Origin of the sequence: Brevibacterium sp. 'Marine' (assembly GCF_012844365.1) — a bacterium.
Lineage (GTDB): Bacteria > Actinomycetota > Actinomycetes > Actinomycetales > Brevibacteriaceae > Brevibacterium.
Map to the genome: position 1 here is coordinate 3495997 of NZ_CP051626.1, position 16290 is coordinate 3512286.

Sequence of the window (16290 nt, forward strand, 5' to 3'; positions counted from 1 at the left end):
GTGACCAGTCGAAGCCGGTCCTTCACCGAAGCCGGCGCCTCACCGAAGCCGGTCCCTCACCGAAGCCAACGCCTAATCGAAGAAGGTGCCGAGGATGCGCCGCACGTCGTGTCGTCCGCGCCACAGGATCGATCCGGCGGGGAGCACTTCGAGACGGGAGGTCGGAATCGCACGGTGGATGTCCTCGGCGACGGCGACCGGGTGCGCCGGGTCGTCTTCGTGGGTGAGCACGAGGACGTCGCCGGGGAAGGAGCGCAGATTCTCGGCGGCGACGTCGGTGTCCGCGACGGCGTTTTCGAGGCCGAGTCCGAGCCCGTCGGACATGTCGGTGCGGACGAGGTTCTCGGCCTTCGCCTTCGTCCAGGCCCGGGCGGGAAGCATCTGGGCCACCTCGGCGGGCTCGCGGGAGAGCATGAGTTCGACGATGCCGTCGATGTCCTCATCGGCGACGAGGCGACGCAGTCTCTCCAGGTAGGAGCGGTTGGCGGCGGCCGCCTCGGCGGGGAATCCGGTGAAGGAGGCGGGGAGGACGAGGGCGACCTTCTCGAGGTCGCGGGTCACGGGGTGGGCGATGCTGAGCAGGTGGAGGAGCCCGCCGGCGGACATCGACACGCCCAGCGCTCGGCTCGCCGAGGTGGCGCTCACAGCGTCGGCGAGCACTTCGGCGATCTGCGGGTAGGTCCACCCGGGGCCGGGTGAGGGTCGGCCGCCGTGTCCGGGCAGGTGGAGGAAGTGGCGGGTGCCGGTGACGCCGGTGCCGAAGGGGCGGGTGTCGCGGATCGCGCCGGCGAATCCGTGGCCGAAGAGGGTGTGCGGGTCGCCGGTTCCGAACGTGGCGATGTAGCCGGAATCGGGGCCCGGCAGGTTGAGGTCGGTGCTCATAGGGCGAGTCTAGTCAGCGTGTGCTGGGCGCTTGCCGATCGGGTCCGCGAAGCCCGTTGCGGCGACAAGCCGGTCAGCGTTTGCGGTAGCGCGGGTCGACGGCCCTGACCTTCGGGCGCACGTCGGTGAGGTAGACGATGCCGGCGACGAGGGCGATGATGTTGAGGAAGATCATGCTCATGCCCATCGGCGGCAGGGCGATGAGGGCGAGCGCGAGTCCGACGCCGAGGAGGATGACCCAGAACTTCTTGCTCTGCTTGTCCACGGCGCGGTAGTTCTCGTCCTTGAAGCGGAGGCAGTCGATGAACGCCCAGAGTTGGACGATGAATGCGGCCACCGTCAGTGCCAGAAAGACGAGACGCTGAAAGCCCGCGATGTATTCCATGGTCCCAGCCTAGCAATCTCGGGCTGTCGGGGCAGTTCCGGGCGGGAGATCCTCGGCAATTGCCCACCCGCATCCCACGGCTTTCACAGTGGGTGGGCACTGCCTCGAGGCCGCAGTCGGCAGGTGCCGTCCCACATTTGCGGTGGCGGCTCGATTCCTCGCGACCGCAGTCAGCGGGTGCCGCCGCCCCTGCTCAGAGGATCCCGGTCGTGCGGATGAGCGCGCACACGGCCATGCCGATGACCACAGCGAGCAGCATCGGCACACGCAGGATCGCGGCAAGCACGCCGGCACCGACGCCGAGGAGGCGCGCCGGATCGGCGATGTCCGTGCCGTCGAAGACCGCGGTCGTGGCGAAGACGGCGCCGATGAGCACGACCGTGGCCCGGTCCATCCACATCGTCACGCGTTCGGTCGAGTCGGCGGGACCTGAGGGTTCGACAGGCGTGGCGGTCTCAGCGGGCGTGGCGGGTGCGGATTCCGAGGGCAGAGTCCCCACCGAGGCGGCCGTCGGGGTGCGCCGACGCCCCTTCGTGGCGATGGCCGCTCCCACCTTCACCCCGGCGAAGCGCATGAGATAGGTTCCGAGGCTGAGCCCGGCCAGGGCGATGAGGAAGCTGACGGCGCTCATCGCGGCCCCTCCCCTCGAGTCGCGGACTGCGGGTGGTCGGCGCTGTGCTGGTCCGCATCGCTGCCTCCGGACCGGCGGCGACGGAGGAACGAGCGCACCGCCCAGCCGGCGGCGACGAAGACGAACACGGACAGCGAGGTCACTGCTCCCAGACCGAGCGGCAGCAGCGGGGTCAGTCCCACGGCGATGAGGATGCCGATGACGGTCAGCGAGAGTGTGACCCGGTTCTTCAGATCCCCGCGAATGAGGCAGAAGAGGATGATGGGGAAAGCCGCGTCGAGGCCGAGCAGGTCCGCATTGATGACGTTGCCCAGCCACTGTCCGACCATGGCACCGCCGGGCCACATGATTGCGATCGCCGCTCCCATGAGCAGGAATGCGTGCCACTTCGCGCGGTCATTGTGCCCGGTACGCGAGATCGCGGTGGATTCGTCGTTGATCCAGTGGGAGGCGATGAGTGCACGCCAGTCCTGCGGGAAGAAGGGGCCGACAGCGACACCGAACGCGAAGTTCCGGGAGTTGACGAGGAGTCCTGCGAGCACCGCGAGGATCGGGGCGCCGCCGGCGGCGATGACGCCGACGAAGGTGAATTCGGCGGCGCCGCCGAGGGCGAACATCGCCAACAGCAGCGTCTGCCACCAGGCGAATCCGGAGACTGCGGAGATCGCACCGTACGACAGCGCGACGGCGATGATCGTGACGGTGACGATGGCCACCGCGCGATACATCGAACCGGGCAGCACCCGATCAGCCGTGCGAAATAATGAACTCATGTTCTATACAGTGCACCCTCGGCAATCGTTCGTCAACCCGAACGACTTAACCGCTATAGTGAACCCATGACTTCTCGAAGCACCGACGGTTCGCTGAATGACGCTCAGGACGGCCCCGACACCGTCCCGGTCGCCGAGGCGGCCGTCGAGCACACCGTCGGCTCCGCCGCTGACTCTGCCGCCGGCGCCGCCGCGCCCGGCCCGTCGCTGTCACCGAGTCAGCAGATCGCTGCGGCCCTGAAACGTGAACGGCTGCGGGCCGGGCTCTCCTTGTCCGAGGTCGCCCGGCGGGCCGGCGTCGGCAAGTCGACGATGTCCGGACTCGAGACCGGAAGCGGGAATCCGAGTTTGGAGACGATGTGGGCTCTGGCCGCTGCGCTCGACATCCCTCTCGCCCGCCTGCTCGACCCTCCCCCGCACGAGGTCGCATTCCAGCATGTCGGCGATATGCCCAGCCTGCCGTCGACGACCGCGAACTACGTGGCCACCCTGCTCTCACCGTCGCCGACGAATGCCCGACGGGACGTCTACTTCATCCAAGCCGAACCGGGCGAGCCCAGAGAATCTCAGCCGCATCCCCAGGGCACGATCGAACATGTCATCCTCGGCCGCGGGGCCGCTCGCATCGAGGTGCTCGGGAAGTCCTATGACCTGGGCGTCGGCGACTATCTCACCTATCCGGGCGATCAGCCTCATCGCTTCACGGCTCTGGCGCCGGGCACGAACGCCGTCTTCGTCGTCGAAAGCAGCTGACTGCCTCCACGGCTATTCGGCGGCCGGGCCATCGTCGTCATCGGCGTTCTCGGCCAGCGGCGGAAGCCGCGACTGGGCTTCGGCACGCGTGAGTCCCGCGGCCTGCAGCAGGTCGACGGCGACCGTGCGCAGGAGCAGAACCATCGACTCGTCGTGGATGTCCCAATCGGACTTCGCCCGCGGATCCAGAGCTCCCGCTGCCTCGGACAGGGCCGCCTCGGCGAGGGATCGATCGGTCCCACGACGCAAGGCGATCTCGAGCTTCTTCGCACCGTCGGCCAAGGAGCCGACGTAATCGGCGATGACGGGCTTGCCGACGCCGAGCTCGGTGACGCCGACGACACGACGGGCGATGACCCGCATGGTCCGCATGGCTCGGTCGGAGAAGGTGTGGGCGCGGGACAGTCGGGTCACCTCGGCGGCATGGCGTCGGGCCCGCGCATTGATCTTCGCGGCCTCGCGGGAGATCCGCAGGGATGAGCCCCAGGAGTCGATGATGTCCTGGGTTTCGCGAGCACGCTCGAGGGCCCGCCCGGCCATGGTCACATCGGCTTCGCGCAGGGCGCGTTTCATCATCCGGAGGACGGCGTCGATCTCCTCGAGCATGTCTGCGGCCAAACGCCGCGGAACCTTTCGGGCGTCGCGCGGGATCAGCAGGGCCAGCAGAATCGCGCAGACGGATCCGGTCAGCGCGTCGAGGGTGCGCGGGAACGGCAGGGTGGTGGCGCTGGCGGGGACAACGACGACATAGACGGATTGGACGGCGATCTGAGTGATGAAGATGCCGCCGGAGTTGAGGATCGTGCCGATGACCAGGCCGATGATCAGAGTCAGGGCGAGCTGCCAGATGCCGGAGCCGTAGAGGTTGACGAGGATCTCGCCGACGAGCACCCCGAACGTCGCCCCGAAGCCGATCTCGAGGGCGCGGCGCAGACGACGGTCGACGACGGGGCCGATGCCGACGGCCGAGGCGACCGCGGCAAGGAACGGATACGGGTGGCCGAGCACATAGACGCAGAAGGAGTAGGCGGCGGTCGCGGCGATGGGGATCTGGATCAGCTGACCGGAATTCACCCACACCCGCTTGAGTCCCAAGCGCAGGCGGTGGGCGACGACGTTGAACCCCCGCCGAGGCAGTTCGCTGACCCGAGTCTCCGCCATCAGTCCCCTCTGCCGCTTGCTGGTCCTGTACTCAGAATACCGGAAATGTGGCATGCTAAAGTCTGTCCGCCGAGGAGGCTATTGAATGACAACGAATCTCACCCGAAGCGAAGCGCAGAGTCGAACACAGCTGCTCGAGGTCGATTCCTACTCAGTCCATATCGACGTCAGCAACGCTGAAACCGACGCCGACACCTATCTTTCTCGCACTGTCGTCGACTTCACCGCCCGCTTCGTCGATTCGACATTCATCGACCTGATCGCCGACTCCGTGACGTCCGTGCTGATCAATGGTGAGAGCCTCTCCCCCGCCGAGGTGTTCGACGGCGCCCGGGTCACGTTCCCCGTCCGCGCCGGCCGCAATTCCCTGACGATCGAAGCGCAGGCACGCTATTCCACCTCGGGCGAGGGGCTGCACCGGTTCACCGATCCTGCCGACGGCAAGACCTACCTCTATACGCAGTACGAGCCCACCGACGCCAGACGTGTGTTCGCGAACTTCGACCAGCCCGACCTCAAGGCGGAGTTCATCTTCACGGTCACGGCTCCCGCGCATTTTCAGGTCCTGTCGAACCGGGCCGAAGCGAGGACGGAACCGGCCGAGGCAGCGGCGGGGGCCGCCTCGGCGGTCACCCATCACTTCGAACCGACGCTCAAGCAGTCGAGCTATATCACCTGCATCACCGCGGGCCCATACGAAGGGGCGACGGATGAGTGGACGGACCCGCGCACCGGACAGACCGTGCAGCTGGGCGCATGGACGCGGGCGAGCCTCGTCGATCACCTCGACGCGGACGATATCTTCGGCGTCACGAAGGCCGGGCTCGATTTCTTCACCTCCGAATTCGACTACCCCTATCCGTGGGGCAAGTACGATCAGATCTTCGTCCCCGAGTACAACCTCGGCGCGATGGAGAACCCCGGTCTGGTCACGTTCACGGACAATCTGATCTTCCGCGACAAGGTCACGGACGCGAACTACGAATCACGTGCCAATGTCATCCTGCACGAGATGGCGCACATGTGGTTCGGCGATCTCGTCACGATGAAGTGGTGGGATGATCTGTGGCTCAAGGAGTCGTTCGCCGATTTCATGGGTGGGCTCGCGCTGGCCGAGGCGACCCGGTTCACCGACGGCTGGGTGACTTTCGCGCTGCGGCGCAAGGCGTGGGCGTACACACAGGATCTGTATCCGACGACGCACCCGATCGTCGCCGACATCCCCGACGTCGAGGCCGCGAAGCTCAATTTCGACGGCATCACCTATGCCAAGGGCGCATCCGTGCTCAAGCAGCTCGTCGCGTTCGTCGGCCGGGAGGCGTTCTTCGCCGGGTCGCGGCTGTACTTCAAACGGTTCGAGTACGGCAACACCGAGCTCGCGGATTTCCTCGAATGCCTCGCCGAGGCGGCTCCCGACAGGGACATCGCGAACTGGGCGGCCGCGTGGTTGGGGACGTCCGGAGTCTCGGAGCTGTCCCTGCAGCTGACCACCTCGGATGGTGCAGCTGGGCCTTCGGCCGGGTCGGCGGCCGGGTCGGCTGGAGCGGTCGGGTCGGCTGGAGCGGTCGGGTCGGCTGGATACTCCGGGTCTGCTGGATTCGCCAGCGGCGGAGCACCGACGGATTCCGTTGCTGCCTCGCGGGGCGCGGGAGGCGGGAGACTCGTGGCTTCGAGCTCGGGAGCTCGGCTGCGCAGTCCGGATGCGGTCGACGACAGCGTCGACAGTGCGACCGGAGTCGCTCATGCGGCCGGGTCCGGGGGCAGCGGCAGTGTTCAGCCGCCTCGGCGACGGTCCGGGTCGGAGAAGGTCACGGGTGCCACGATCACTCAGGCCGATTCGGCCGAGGGCGCGGCTCTGCTGCGGCCGCACACGATCGAGATCGCCACGCTCGGGCGGTCGGGGCGGGCGATCGTTCCCCTCGATTCCTTCCGTTTCGAGTTCTCGACCGAGTCGGCCGACGTCGAGCAGCTGATCGGCCGCAGTGCCGGCGTGATCACTCTGCTCAACTACAACGATCTGGACTATGCGCGGGTGCGCCTGGATCCGGAATCGATGGAGGCGGCGGTCACTTCGGCGTCGCGGATCACGGACCCGCTGTCGCGGGCGCTGGTGTGGTCGGCGTTGGACAATGCGGTCCGCGATGGGCTCATGCCGGTCCAGAAGTATCTCACCGCCTATGCCCGAAGCTTGGGCAAGGAGAGCCACGCAGGGATCATGGCGGGGCTCAGTCAGACCGCTCTGACCTGCATCGATCAGTGGGTGGCGGACCGGAACTTCGATGCCGCGATCATGGGGCTGCTGGGAGCGGCGTTGGATGCGTTGGCTGCGGCGAAGGCCGGGTCGGATGCGCAGCTGCATCTGGCCAATCTGGTGTTGGCGCTGACGTCGCGGACGGCGCGATGCGCCGCCGGCAGTTCCGCGGTGGCCATGGGTCGTGGATTCGCCAGTCAGATCCTTGCGGTGCCCGTCGGCGAGGAGGTCGACCGGATGTATGCCGGAGCCCCCGGGCAGGCCGGGCGAGTCGATTCTGCAGATCAGGCCGAAGCGGTGGATCAAGCCGGTACGGTGGATCAGTCGGTCGAAGCGTCCGGCGGTGCCCGCGCGGGTCGAGGTGCCGAGCATTCGACTGCGACGCTGCCGTTCCGCGGCCTCATCAATGATCATGCCCTGCGGTGGAATGCGCTGACGGCGCTCGTGTGCCTCGGGTGGGCCGATCAGACGGATATCGCACGGGAGAATCATTCTGATCCCAGCTCTTCGGGCCGACTTCACGCCGAGACAGCCAGTGCGGCCCTGCCTCTGCCGATCGTCAAGATCCGTGCGTGGGAGGCGATCCGCGAGGCGGGCGCGCTGAGCAATGATGTGCTGTCGGCGATCATCTCCGGATTCATCGCGCCGAGTGCGATGCCGCTCATCGAGGAGTATGTCGATGAGTACTTCGATGGTCTGCTCGGGTTCTGGATGGACAATTCGATCGAGATCGCCCGTCGCCTGGTGCTCGGCCTCTACCCCCGCTGGTCCGTCAACGAGGAGGCTGTGGTCGAGAAGACCGACGCGTGGTTGGCGGCCAACGTCGATGCGCCCGCGGCCCTGCGCCGCCTGGTCATCGAACGACGGGATGATCTGGCCCGTGCCATCTTCCTGAAATCGACTCAGAGTTCACGTCACTGACCGGAAGGCGCCTCGGCGAGGGGGCTTGAGCGAATCAGCTCCGCAGCCGCCTCGGCGAGGGGACCTTGGGCGTATCCGCTCAGCAGCTGCTTCGGCGGGCGGCCATGAGCGAATCAGCTCAGCAGCCGCCTCGACGGACGAGTACCGGTGAAACCGGGCCGACGGTCGTCCCGGTCGACTCTGTTCGATACCGGCTTCGACGAGCGCCGCTCCCCTGGCGGGGCTCTCCAGCTAGGGCTCACTTGAAATCGCTGATGGCCGGCACCCTTCCTGGGGCACCGGCCATCAAAGTGTCGGCTCGCAACTGTATCCGGGTGAACAGGCTGGTCGTCGCTCCGGCCCAATCCGGGCCGCTCCGGCTCAGTCCGGGTCAGAGGATCCGGCGGGCTCCGGAGAATTCGTTTCCGGAATCCCACTTCTTCCAGTCGGTGACGTAGACGTCCTTCGACGCGTTCGGCGAGTGGATCATCTTGCCGTCGCCGACGTACATGCCGACGTGGTGGACCGTTCCCGAACTGGTCGAGAAGAACAGCAGGTCACCGGGTTTGAGGTTCGACGAGGAGACTGCCTTGCCGGCTTTCGCCTGTTCGCCGGAGTCGCGGGGCAGGTCGATGCCGTGGGCTTTGTAGATGGAGTAGGTGAATCCGGAGCAGTCGAATCCGTAAGCGGAGACTCCGGCCCACAGGTAGCGCAGGCCGTCGAACTGCTTCGCGGTCTTCACAAGGTCTTTGCCGCTGGGCTTCTCGGGTTTGCCGCCGACATCGTAGACCTCGACATCGTCGATATCGATCCAGGCGGCTCCGCCTCCGGGGAGTGCGACGCGGACATCGTCGACGTCCTGGGCGATGAGGGGCAGGTCGACGTTGAAGCTGACGTCGGCACCGGTGTCCTTGGTGAATTCGATGCCTTCGAGTTCGCTCTTGGGCTTCGTGACCACGGCGCGGGGCTGGTCCTCGCGGAGCTTTCCGAAGCGGTCGTTTTCGACCAGCTGCTTCTTGGGCAGCCAGCCCGGGTAGCCCTTCTTGTCCTTCGGGGTCTTCTGGTCGGTCACGGCAACCTTGGCCCAGCTGCCCTTGATATCGAGGACGGAGACTTCCGAACCGTAGGTCGCCTGGGTCTCGGTTTTGCCAGTCAGTCCGCGGCGCACATCGGTGGATTCGAGATTCTTGTTCCACTTCTTGAGGTCGACGGGGTGCTGGAGCGCAGGCTTATCCACCTTGCGCGGGGCCTTAGGGTCGGTCCACAGCGTCGCTACCGTGACATCGACGTAGGCGGTCTCGCCCTTCTCGATCTTGCCATCGGTGATTCGTTCGAGCTCTTGGCCGGGTACAACACCAGCGGAGATGCCGGACGTATTTGCGGCGTCGGTCGAGGACAGATTGCTCGACAGTGCGGGAGCACCGGCGCCGAAAACCAGTCCGACCCCAAGTGCTGCCGAAACAGCAATTTTGGTACGCATTATTTCTCTTTCGGTCTGCGGGCGGCAGGCCCGCGTGGGGGAAGTCTCCGAAGGTGCGCAAGCGCATTCGGCGTACTGTCTTCGCTTCAGATTCGGCCTCCCCGTCAGGAGCGGCCTCGCCGGAAACGAGGTTCTGCACGGTGTCGATTCTACCGGCTGTCACACGACTGTCGGTATTCATGACACCGTGACAGGATAACGCGGACTGGTCATGGATTGAAGTCCTCTTGCTCGAATCGATGCTCAGCTGAGACTTCGATCCGGTGCCGCTGGCTGATATCGGCCCCGACCGATATCAGCCAGCGGCACCGGGGACAGCCCTCAGTCAGGTGTCACATATCGGTGCCTGCACCAGCTCTCCTGCACCAGCTCTCACTTATCGGTGCCTGCACCAGCGACGCCGGAAGCTGTGGTGGAACCGAGGACTTCTGCGGCGAGCAATTCGATCGTCTGGATCCGTCCCGGGTCTTCGCGTACGTCTTCGCCTTCCATGGCGCCGGCGATCGGCTGGATCATGATCTCGTCGACGTCGAAGCGCTCGGCGAGTTCCTCGAGCTGCGCGGACACGGATTCCGTGTCGCCGATGATCCAGTTGCCGGAGAGCTCTTCGCCGACCATGCGCTCCTGGTCGGTCATCACGGATCGCACGTCGTCGCCGGCCAGGTGCAGTTTCTCCATCGGTCCGCCGGTGCGCAGTCGAGCCATCTGCAGCATGAAGGGTTCCGAGCGCAGCTGCGCTTCATCCTCGGTGGGTGCCGCGACGACGTTGGCCGTGACGAAGGTCTGCGGCGTGTCACCATAGGCGCCCGGAGTGAAATTGTCGCGGTAGATCTTCATTCCGGTGGTGGCACCGGATGCGAAGTGGTTGGCGAAGACATAGGGCATGCCGAGCTCAGCTGCCAGCCGCGCAGAGTATCCGGACGATCCGAGCAGCCACGGCAGCGGCTGCGTTCCCGGCACTGCCGCGGGGGTCGCCTTGAGCACGTGTTCGCGCCCGCCGTGGAGCGGAACTCGCATCCCTTCGGGCTGCATGAGGCTGAGAGTGTCGATCACGTGTTGGGGGAACTGTTCGACGGGATCGATTGCTCGCCCTTCGCCGTCGACCATCCGTCCCTCGCCGAGGTGGCCTCGCATTGCCGCCGAGGTGATCGGGTCCGTCCCCGGTGCGCGCCCGATTCCCAGATCGATGCGGTCGCCGTAGACCGCCGACAGGAGGGCGAAGAGTTCGGCGACGGCCAGCGGAGCGTGGTTGGGAAGCATGACCCCACCGGAACCGAGGCGGATCTGCTGAGTTCCTTGGCCGAGGTACATGAGTTCGGGCCCAGGCATCGTCGATGCGATCGACGGCATGTTGTGGTGCTCGGCCACCCAATAGCGAGTGAATCCGAGCTTGTCAGCCGTGTCGATGATCTGCTTCGAGGCGGCGAAGGAGTCTGCTGTCGTCTGTCCTGTGCGGACGGGGATGAGGTCGAGGATCGAAAGCTTCATACCGAGGCAACAGTGCGTGCGAGCGGAACATTCCGATCCCGACCGACCTGGCGATCGACCGAAGAGGGTCCATCCGGCGATCGGCCGAAGAGGGTCCATCCGGCGGTCAGCCGAAGTGAGCCGGTCTGGCGATCAACCGGAGGTGGCCGGCCTGACGGTCAGCCGAAGAGAGTCTCTCCGATTTCCCGCGCGATGAACCGTGCGTGCAGCACCGGTTCCTGTGCTGGGTCGATGGTCGCCGGTGGCACCCACGCGGGCCGACCGTCGATGAGCATTCTGCAGTCCCACTCGGTGTAATCAAGCAGGTGGTGGTGCGCGGAACAGGCCAAGGTGAGGTTGTTGACGTCGGTCTTTCCGTTTTCGGCCCACGGGACGATATGGTGCGCTTCGCACCAGCCGGGAGGAGTGTCGCACCCGGGGAATGTGCACCCCTGGTCGCGACTGGCGAGGATCGCCAGCTGCTTCTCGGTGGCCAAGCGTCGTTCTGTCGCCAGTGCCATCGATTTCGCTTTCTCGCCCATGAGGTGGAAGAAGACCGAACCATTCAGCCCTTCCAGAACCGCGGCGTCGATCGGGAACGGCGCTTCTACCCCGGTCACGGCTTTGCCGGTCTGGTTCGCCACATCTTCAGCCTTGGCCGTGACGACCAGCGCGTAAGCCGCTCCGGCCTTGATGCGGTTCATCTCGATGCTGCCGATGACGCTGGAGAAGCGCTCGTAGATGCGACGGCGCACACTCGGCTGTTCAGCCGCCATGGCCACCAGAGTGCCGTCCTGTTTCACACCGGCTCCCTGCGGGATCTCTCCATTCTCGCCGACCTGCGGAGGAGCGAAGTCGAGGGAAGGGTCGAGACAGTCCGAGCGGTCGCCGCGTAGGACTTCCGAGAAGGTGTCCACGATTTCTCGATCACGGTCAGCCCCGCTGGCTGCCGTATCGTCGCAGCCCTCATCATCTGACGGTGAGTCAGTCTTGATGCGTGAGGTCAGCAGTCCGTTGAGGATCCCTCCGGTCTCCTCGTCGAGGCGACCTTTGAGGGTCCACGTTCCGTCCTTCGCCTGGCGCAGGTTGACAGCGAAGCTGTCCCGATCCGCCGCTTCCTTCGGTTCCTGGCCGTCGGGATCGATCCAGCCCAGAATCTCTTCGAAGAGTGCATGGATATCGCAGACACGAACAGCCTGAGCCTTTTCGACAAGAAGACTTTCGGCCTTGATCTTGTCGTCTTCGGATACGTTCACCGGCAGGTTCTTCAAGCATTTGGAGATCGTCGACGCCTGGTTTGCCGAGAGCACTCCTTCACGAAGGGCCGCTGCGAGAATCGGAAACTGCGCTTCGATCGATTCCCCGCTGATGCTGGTCCGCTTTCCCAGGCACTCGGCGAGCTGAGTGCGGCGTTGAGCCTCGTGTGCGGACAGGTTCAGGCGATGTTGGACCAGCGCCTTCGTCGTCTTCGCGCCGTAGTCACGGGGCGTGCCGACACGTTCGAACACGGAGAGCGTCACGATCGACAGGGATTCTGTCAGACGGTTCAAGGTCTCAAGACCGTCGAGAAGAGTCACCGCGTCATCCGGCCCCATGGGGCGGGTGAAGTCGTGGAGCCCGTCGAGCAGGCCCTGCAGAGCGCAGATGCTTTCTGCGACTTCTGGGGCTGCGTGCTTCAGGTCTGACCAGCGAAATTCGTCGAGTAGGGGATGCGCGTCAGCTTCGGAGTCATAGTGTTCGGCGAGGGCCTTGTGTCGCTCCGTGCGTTCCGCCTCAGCGATACGTTCAGCTTCTTCTTGCGCTCGCTTCTTCGCCTCGTACCGTTCAACGCGGGCGTTCCACTCCGCTCTTTCCCGCGCGAGCTCCTCGTCCTCTGCGCGAGCCTGCGGGTTCTTCCGCAGGAATTCCTCACGCTCCGCAGCTTTCTGTGCCTCGCGTTCTTCGCGCTTAACCTTCATCCACGCGCTTTGGCGTGCTTCGATCTCTTTGATGCATGCCTGAACTTCTGCCTCGGTCTCCGGCATCGTCGTCCGACTCGTCCAGAGCCCCTGACCGGCGCGGATATCGCCGCCCGGGAGAGGCGAATCATCTGCATCGCCCTCAACAGCGGCCGGTTGGCTGCCGCCTTCGACGGCCGCGACGCCTTCGACGGCCGCGACGCCTTCGACGGCTGCGACCCCTTCGACAGCCGCGACTCTTTCGACGGCCGTGCTCACTTCGGCGCCTGCCTCGCCGTCGACCAGGTTGTCCGCGATCGCGTCGAATCTGTCGGCGAGAGGGTGACCGGTCAGATCGAATCCGGCCTCAGCGAGCAGCTCCCGGTAGGTCGACCTGGAGGAGTCGCCGTCGGCAGAACAGACAGAAGAGCCAGCTGCAGTTGGAGGGAGGCCACTGGGCGGTGAACCTTGAGGGGGTGGTGCCTGCGAAGCCTTTCCTGCCTCGCGTTCGCTGTGCTCGTCGTACCTTCGGTCGGGGATGAGAGCCATATTCTCGGTGTCCGTTCATCATCGTTGATGTTTTCGGCTTGCCCCTATTCTAATTCGTCAATAGAACAGAGTCCATAGTTTTGTACGATTTCTTCGAGATATTTTTCTCGAGATCCTATTTTGTACGATTTATTGTGGTCCAATGAAGATAGAAACCGATGCGCGGTGGTTGACCATGATCGCCGGCGACGGTCAGACGAGAGGTTTCTCGTAAACCGTCGACGAAGTGGACCAAGACTACTTCTCGCCACTGACGCGAGCGCGCAGAGCCAACGCCCCGCTGCAGTCAAGCGCGCAGGACCAGCGCCTCACCACAGTCACGCAGGAACTCGCATCCCGCCGCACTCGAGCGCGCACAACCACCGCCCCACCACACCTACGAGCGCCCGCTCCGGCTCGCAGCTCCAGTCAGCTCTTCATGTGAACCCGCTGCCCCTCCGGGCCGAAGAGACTGAGATATTCGACGCCATCGTCGTCGGCTCCCCCGAACCAGTGCGGAGTCCGAGTATCGAATTCGGCGGCCTCACCTGCGCTGAGGATCATCGTCCGATCACCGAGGATGAGAGTGAGCCGACCGCGGATCACATACACCCATTCGAATCCCGGGTGGGTTTTCAGCGCACCGAGCTTCGGTGTCTGCCGCCCGTCGACGATGTGTTTGAAGGCCTGCACACCGATCGCTCCGCGACTGAGCGGCAGGATGGTCTGGTCATGGAACTTCCGCGGCGAGATGTGTATGCGCGGATCCCCGATCGGCGGGGTTCCCACAAGCTCATCGAGCGGGAGGCCGTAGACCCCAGCCAGCGGCAGCAGCAGCTCCAAGCTCGGCTTGCGCTTCCCGGATTCCAGCCGCGACAGCGTACTCGTCGACATTCCGGCCAGCTCGGCCACCTCATCGAGGGTGCGGTTCTGCTCCTGCCGCAGACTCCGCAGCCGGGCACCGACGCCGGCCAACGACTGCCTGATGGCTTCCTGCGCCTCGACCGGGGCGGCCCCGTCAGCAAGCATCCCCGACATTCGATCCGTCGAATGGGCAGCGCTCTCCGCCGACTCCCTTGATTCTCCCATGCCCTCAGCATGACAGAATTTGCTGTTTCTGCAAATGTATTTGCGGATTCACACGCACAAGGAGCACACTCGAATCATCGCCGAGGATCCCACCGGTCCGGCACCGGCTCGCCACAAAAGCACCATCCACGTTCCGACCGCACATCCGCACATCCACTCATCCGCACACAGGAGAATCATGACTGCCCCATCCACACCCGAGTACTCACGACCTTCCGCATCAGAAGGTTCACGTCCCTCCTCTTCAGAAGGTTCACGACCTTCCCCGTCCGAGACACTCGCATCATCCGCCGAATCCGCGCAGAACTCCTTCGATGTCGCCGTCATCGGCGGTGGCGCAGGAGGCCTCGCCGCATCCATCGCCTTGGCCCGTTCGCTGCGATCCGTCGTCGTCATCGACGCCGGCCAACTGCGCAATTCCTCGAGCCCGCACGCACACAACGTCCTCGGTCACGAAGGCATCAGACCCCAGGATCTCGTGGCGAAAGGCCGCGCCGAGGCCGCGGAATACGGCGTCGCTTTCATCGATGCGACTGTGCAGAACGCGCGCACGATCGATTCCGACCCCAACTCCGCCGAGGCGGCTCCGCGACATCGATTCGAACTGACCACCTCGGCGGGGGTCGATGTCAGGGCCCGCCGCATCATCATCGCGACCGGTCTGAGTGACGAACTTCCGGACGTCCCGGGCCTGGCCGAGGGGTGGGGCGATACCGTCCTGCACTGCCCCTACTGCCACGGCTATGAAGTGCGCGGGCAGCGCATCGGGGTCATCGGCACGACGGCCATGTCGTACCACCAGGCGATGCTGTTCTCCCAGCTCAGCGACCGGGTCAGCTTCATCCGCCACGCCGCTCCGGCTCCCGATTCCGAGCAGGCGGCAATGCTCGAGACGCTCGGCATCGAGTACATCGATTCCACCGTCACCGAGGTGGCCCGCACCGACTCCGACACCGTCGTTTCGCTGACGGCTGACGAATCCGCGGACGGCGCGAACGCTCGCACCTTCGATGCGCTGGCCGTCGGTGCATATGCGCGGGCGAACGCCGAACTGTTCGCCCAGCTCGGCGGCGAGGTCGTTGCCCACCCGAGCGGGATGGGCACCTATATCCCCACGCAGATGGCCGGACAGACCGACGTGCCCGGCGTCTGGGCGGTCGGCAACAGCGCCGACGTGTCAGCGATGGTCGTGGCCAGCACCGCCAGCGGCGTGCTTGCCGGCGCGCATGTCAACGCCGACCTCATCATGGAGCGGCTCGGCTGAGCCGCGTACGCAAGAGCCGCTGCCGCTGCCGCTGAGCCACGTACGCAGCGGCCGCTGCCGCTGAGTGAAGCACGCAGCGGCCGTTGCCGTCGAGCCCTCAGTGCGCGGCTTTGACGCACAGCACCGGAGCTGTTGCGTCGAGGATGACCTTCTGGATAGTCGACCCGAGCAGGAACTTCCCGACCGGGGTGCGCTTCCGGGTTCCGAGCACGATCAGCTCGGCCCCCACCTCGGTGGCGGTGTCGAGGATCTGCTCGGCCGGGTCGTATTCGCTGCCCGAAGTCAGCACGCGAAACTCGACGTCCGCCCGGGTCAGGTAGTCGTTGACCGACCTGAGTTCCCCCTCGCCGAGGCGGTAGGAGTCGTTGCGCTGCGCCGATCGTGACGCATTGACGACGACGAGCTCCTTCCCGTCCTTCTTCGCCTGCGCGATGCCGGCATCGAGAGCAGCATGCCCGGCGGGATTGTTGACATAACCGACGAGTACTGTCATTTTTCACCTTCATTGGATTGAGCTGTACAGATCCGAGTGCGCAGGTCGGGAACCCGCCATTCAAGCATATCGAGCTATACGGACATGGCTCGGTGGGTGATCCCGAGCGCACCGGAGCTGCGGTGCACGTCCGCACGAGACGGCAGGGCCGCCTCGGCGAGAGAACGCACTGACGCGGCGAAGAACGGCACCGTTCCCGGGAAGAACGACACCGTTCCGGGGAAGGGCGGCACCGTTCCCGGGAAGGGCGGCACCGTTCCGGGGAGGGACGGCACCGCCTCGGCGAGGGGATGAGC

General features: G+C 65.3%; 14 protein-coding genes. 4 read left to right on the forward strand and 10 right to left on the reverse strand.

What is annotated here, in order from left to right; all coding sequences use genetic code 11:
• Window positions 1-72: 72 nt before the first annotated feature.
• The 4 genes from HF684_RS15755 to HF684_RS15770 form a co-directional block, all read right to left on the reverse strand.
• Window positions 73-882, reverse strand: a complete 810-nt coding sequence (locus HF684_RS15755) for an alpha/beta hydrolase (protein ID WP_169253240.1) — start codon at window positions 880-882, stop codon at window positions 73-75.
• Between the two features lie 73 nt (window positions 883-955).
• The gene (locus HF684_RS15760; protein ID WP_169253241.1) at window positions 956-1267 is read right to left on the reverse strand and encodes a DUF2516 family protein; all 312 of its coding nucleotides are present in this window, start codon (window positions 1265-1267) and stop codon (window positions 956-958) included.
• Between the two features lie 193 nt (window positions 1268-1460).
• Window positions 1461-1898 carry an AzlD domain-containing protein gene (locus HF684_RS15765; protein WP_169253242.1) on the reverse strand — a complete coding sequence of 146 codons (438 nt, stop codon included), beginning with the start codon at window positions 1896-1898 and terminating at the stop codon, window positions 1461-1463.
• On the reverse strand, window positions 1895-2671 hold the full coding sequence (locus tag HF684_RS15770) for an AzlC family ABC transporter permease (RefSeq protein ID WP_169253243.1): 777 nt from the start codon (window positions 2669-2671) through the stop codon (window positions 1895-1897). The genes HF684_RS15765 and HF684_RS15770 overlap by 4 nt, the downstream gene beginning before the upstream one ends.
• Window positions 2672-2737: 66 nt before the next feature.
• Here HF684_RS15770 and HF684_RS15775 point away from each other — a divergent pair, with 66 nt between their 5' ends.
• On the forward strand, window positions 2738-3424 hold the full coding sequence (locus HF684_RS15775; protein ID WP_169253244.1) for an XRE family transcriptional regulator: 687 nt from the start codon (window positions 2738-2740) through the stop codon (window positions 3422-3424).
• Window positions 3425-3436: 12 nt separating this feature from the next.
• Here HF684_RS15775 and HF684_RS15780 read toward each other — a convergent pair whose 3' ends face one another.
• Window positions 3437-4585, reverse strand: coding sequence for an FUSC family protein (locus HF684_RS15780; RefSeq protein ID WP_169253245.1), 1149 nt, complete (start codon window positions 4583-4585; stop codon window positions 3437-3439).
• Window positions 4586-4670: 85 nt separating this feature from the next.
• On the opposite strand from HF684_RS15780, the gene pepN reads away from it, so the two are divergent.
• Complete coding sequence (gene pepN / locus HF684_RS15785; protein WP_169253246.1) at window positions 4671-7757, forward strand: aminopeptidase N; 3087 nt, start codon at window positions 4671-4673, stop codon at window positions 7755-7757.
• Between the two features lie 370 nt (window positions 7758-8127).
• On the opposite strand, the gene HF684_RS15790 is transcribed toward pepN, so the two are convergent.
• The 4 genes from HF684_RS15790 to HF684_RS15805 all read right to left on the reverse strand — a co-directional run bounded on the left by HF684_RS15790 (window position 8128) and on the right by HF684_RS15805 (window position 14237).
• Window positions 8128-9216 carry a C40 family peptidase gene (locus HF684_RS15790; protein WP_169253247.1) on the reverse strand — a complete coding sequence of 363 codons (1089 nt, stop codon included), beginning with the start codon at window positions 9214-9216 and terminating at the stop codon, window positions 8128-8130.
• Between the two features lie 372 nt (window positions 9217-9588).
• Window positions 9589-10704 (reverse strand): LLM class flavin-dependent oxidoreductase, encoded by a 1116-nt coding sequence (locus HF684_RS15795; RefSeq protein ID WP_169253248.1) that lies wholly within the window; start codon window positions 10702-10704, stop codon window positions 9589-9591.
• 158 nt (window positions 10705-10862) lie between these two features.
• A complete protein-coding gene (locus tag HF684_RS15800; protein WP_169253249.1) occupies window positions 10863-13169 on the reverse strand; it encodes an HNH endonuclease signature motif containing protein in 2307 nt (768 codons plus the stop codon).
• A 408-nt stretch (window positions 13170-13577) separates the two neighbouring features.
• Window positions 13578-14237, reverse strand: coding sequence for a helix-turn-helix transcriptional regulator (locus HF684_RS15805; protein ID WP_248278983.1), 660 nt, complete (start codon window positions 14235-14237; stop codon window positions 13578-13580).
• 178 nt (window positions 14238-14415) lie between these two features.
• Here HF684_RS15805 and HF684_RS15810 point away from each other — a divergent pair, with 178 nt between their 5' ends.
• Window positions 14416-15501 carry an NAD(P)/FAD-dependent oxidoreductase gene (locus HF684_RS15810; protein ID WP_169253250.1) on the forward strand — a complete coding sequence of 362 codons (1086 nt, stop codon included), beginning with the start codon at window positions 14416-14418 and terminating at the stop codon, window positions 15499-15501.
• 97 nt (window positions 15502-15598) lie between these two features.
• Here HF684_RS15810 and HF684_RS15815 read toward each other — a convergent pair whose 3' ends face one another.
• Window positions 15599-15994 carry a universal stress protein gene (locus HF684_RS15815; RefSeq protein ID WP_101554655.1) on the reverse strand — a complete coding sequence of 132 codons (396 nt, stop codon included), beginning with the start codon at window positions 15992-15994 and terminating at the stop codon, window positions 15599-15601.
• 84 nt (window positions 15995-16078) lie between these two features.
• On the opposite strand from HF684_RS15815, the gene HF684_RS15820 reads away from it, so the two are divergent.
• A complete protein-coding gene (locus HF684_RS15820; protein WP_169253251.1) occupies window positions 16079-16288 on the forward strand; it encodes a hypothetical protein in 210 nt (69 codons plus the stop codon).
• Window positions 16289-16290 lie beyond the last annotated feature (2 nt).

Bases quoted from the DNA above. Each gene is read 5' to 3' on its own strand.
- HF684_RS15755 (WP_169253240.1), bottom strand. From the start codon at position 882: ATGAGCACCGACCTCAACCTGCCGGGCCCCGATTCCGGCTACATCGCC.
- HF684_RS15760 (WP_169253241.1), bottom strand. From the start codon at position 1,267: ATGGAATACATCGCGGGCTTTCAGCGTCTCGTCTTTCTGGCACTGACG.
- HF684_RS15765 (WP_169253242.1), bottom strand. From the start codon at position 1,898: ATGAGCGCCGTCAGCTTCCTCATCGCCCTGGCCGGGCTCAGCCTCGGA.
- HF684_RS15770 (WP_169253243.1), bottom strand. From the start codon at position 2,671: ATGAGTTCATTATTTCGCACGGCTGATCGGGTGCTGCCCGGTTCGATG.
- HF684_RS15775 (WP_169253244.1), top strand. From the start codon at position 2,738: ATGACTTCTCGAAGCACCGACGGTTCGCTGAATGACGCTCAGGACGGC.
- HF684_RS15780 (WP_169253245.1), bottom strand. From the start codon at position 4,585: ATGGCGGAGACTCGGGTCAGCGAACTGCCTCGGCGGGGGTTCAACGTC.
- pepN (WP_169253246.1), top strand. From the start codon at position 4,671: ATGACAACGAATCTCACCCGAAGCGAAGCGCAGAGTCGAACACAGCTG.
- HF684_RS15790 (WP_169253247.1), bottom strand. From the start codon at position 9,216: ATGCGTACCAAAATTGCTGTTTCGGCAGCACTTGGGGTCGGACTGGTT.
- HF684_RS15795 (WP_169253248.1), bottom strand. From the start codon at position 10,704: ATGAAGCTTTCGATCCTCGACCTCATCCCCGTCCGCACAGGACAGACG.
- HF684_RS15800 (WP_169253249.1), bottom strand. From the start codon at position 13,169: ATGGCTCTCATCCCCGACCGAAGGTACGACGAGCACAGCGAACGCGAG.
- HF684_RS15805 (WP_248278983.1), bottom strand. From the start codon at position 14,237: ATGGGAGAATCAAGGGAGTCGGCGGAGAGCGCTGCCCATTCGACGGAT.
- HF684_RS15810 (WP_169253250.1), top strand. From the start codon at position 14,416: ATGACTGCCCCATCCACACCCGAGTACTCACGACCTTCCGCATCAGAA.
- HF684_RS15815 (WP_101554655.1), bottom strand. From the start codon at position 15,994: ATGACAGTACTCGTCGGTTATGTCAACAATCCCGCCGGGCATGCTGCT.
- HF684_RS15820 (WP_169253251.1), top strand. From the start codon at position 16,079: ATGGCTCGGTGGGTGATCCCGAGCGCACCGGAGCTGCGGTGCACGTCC.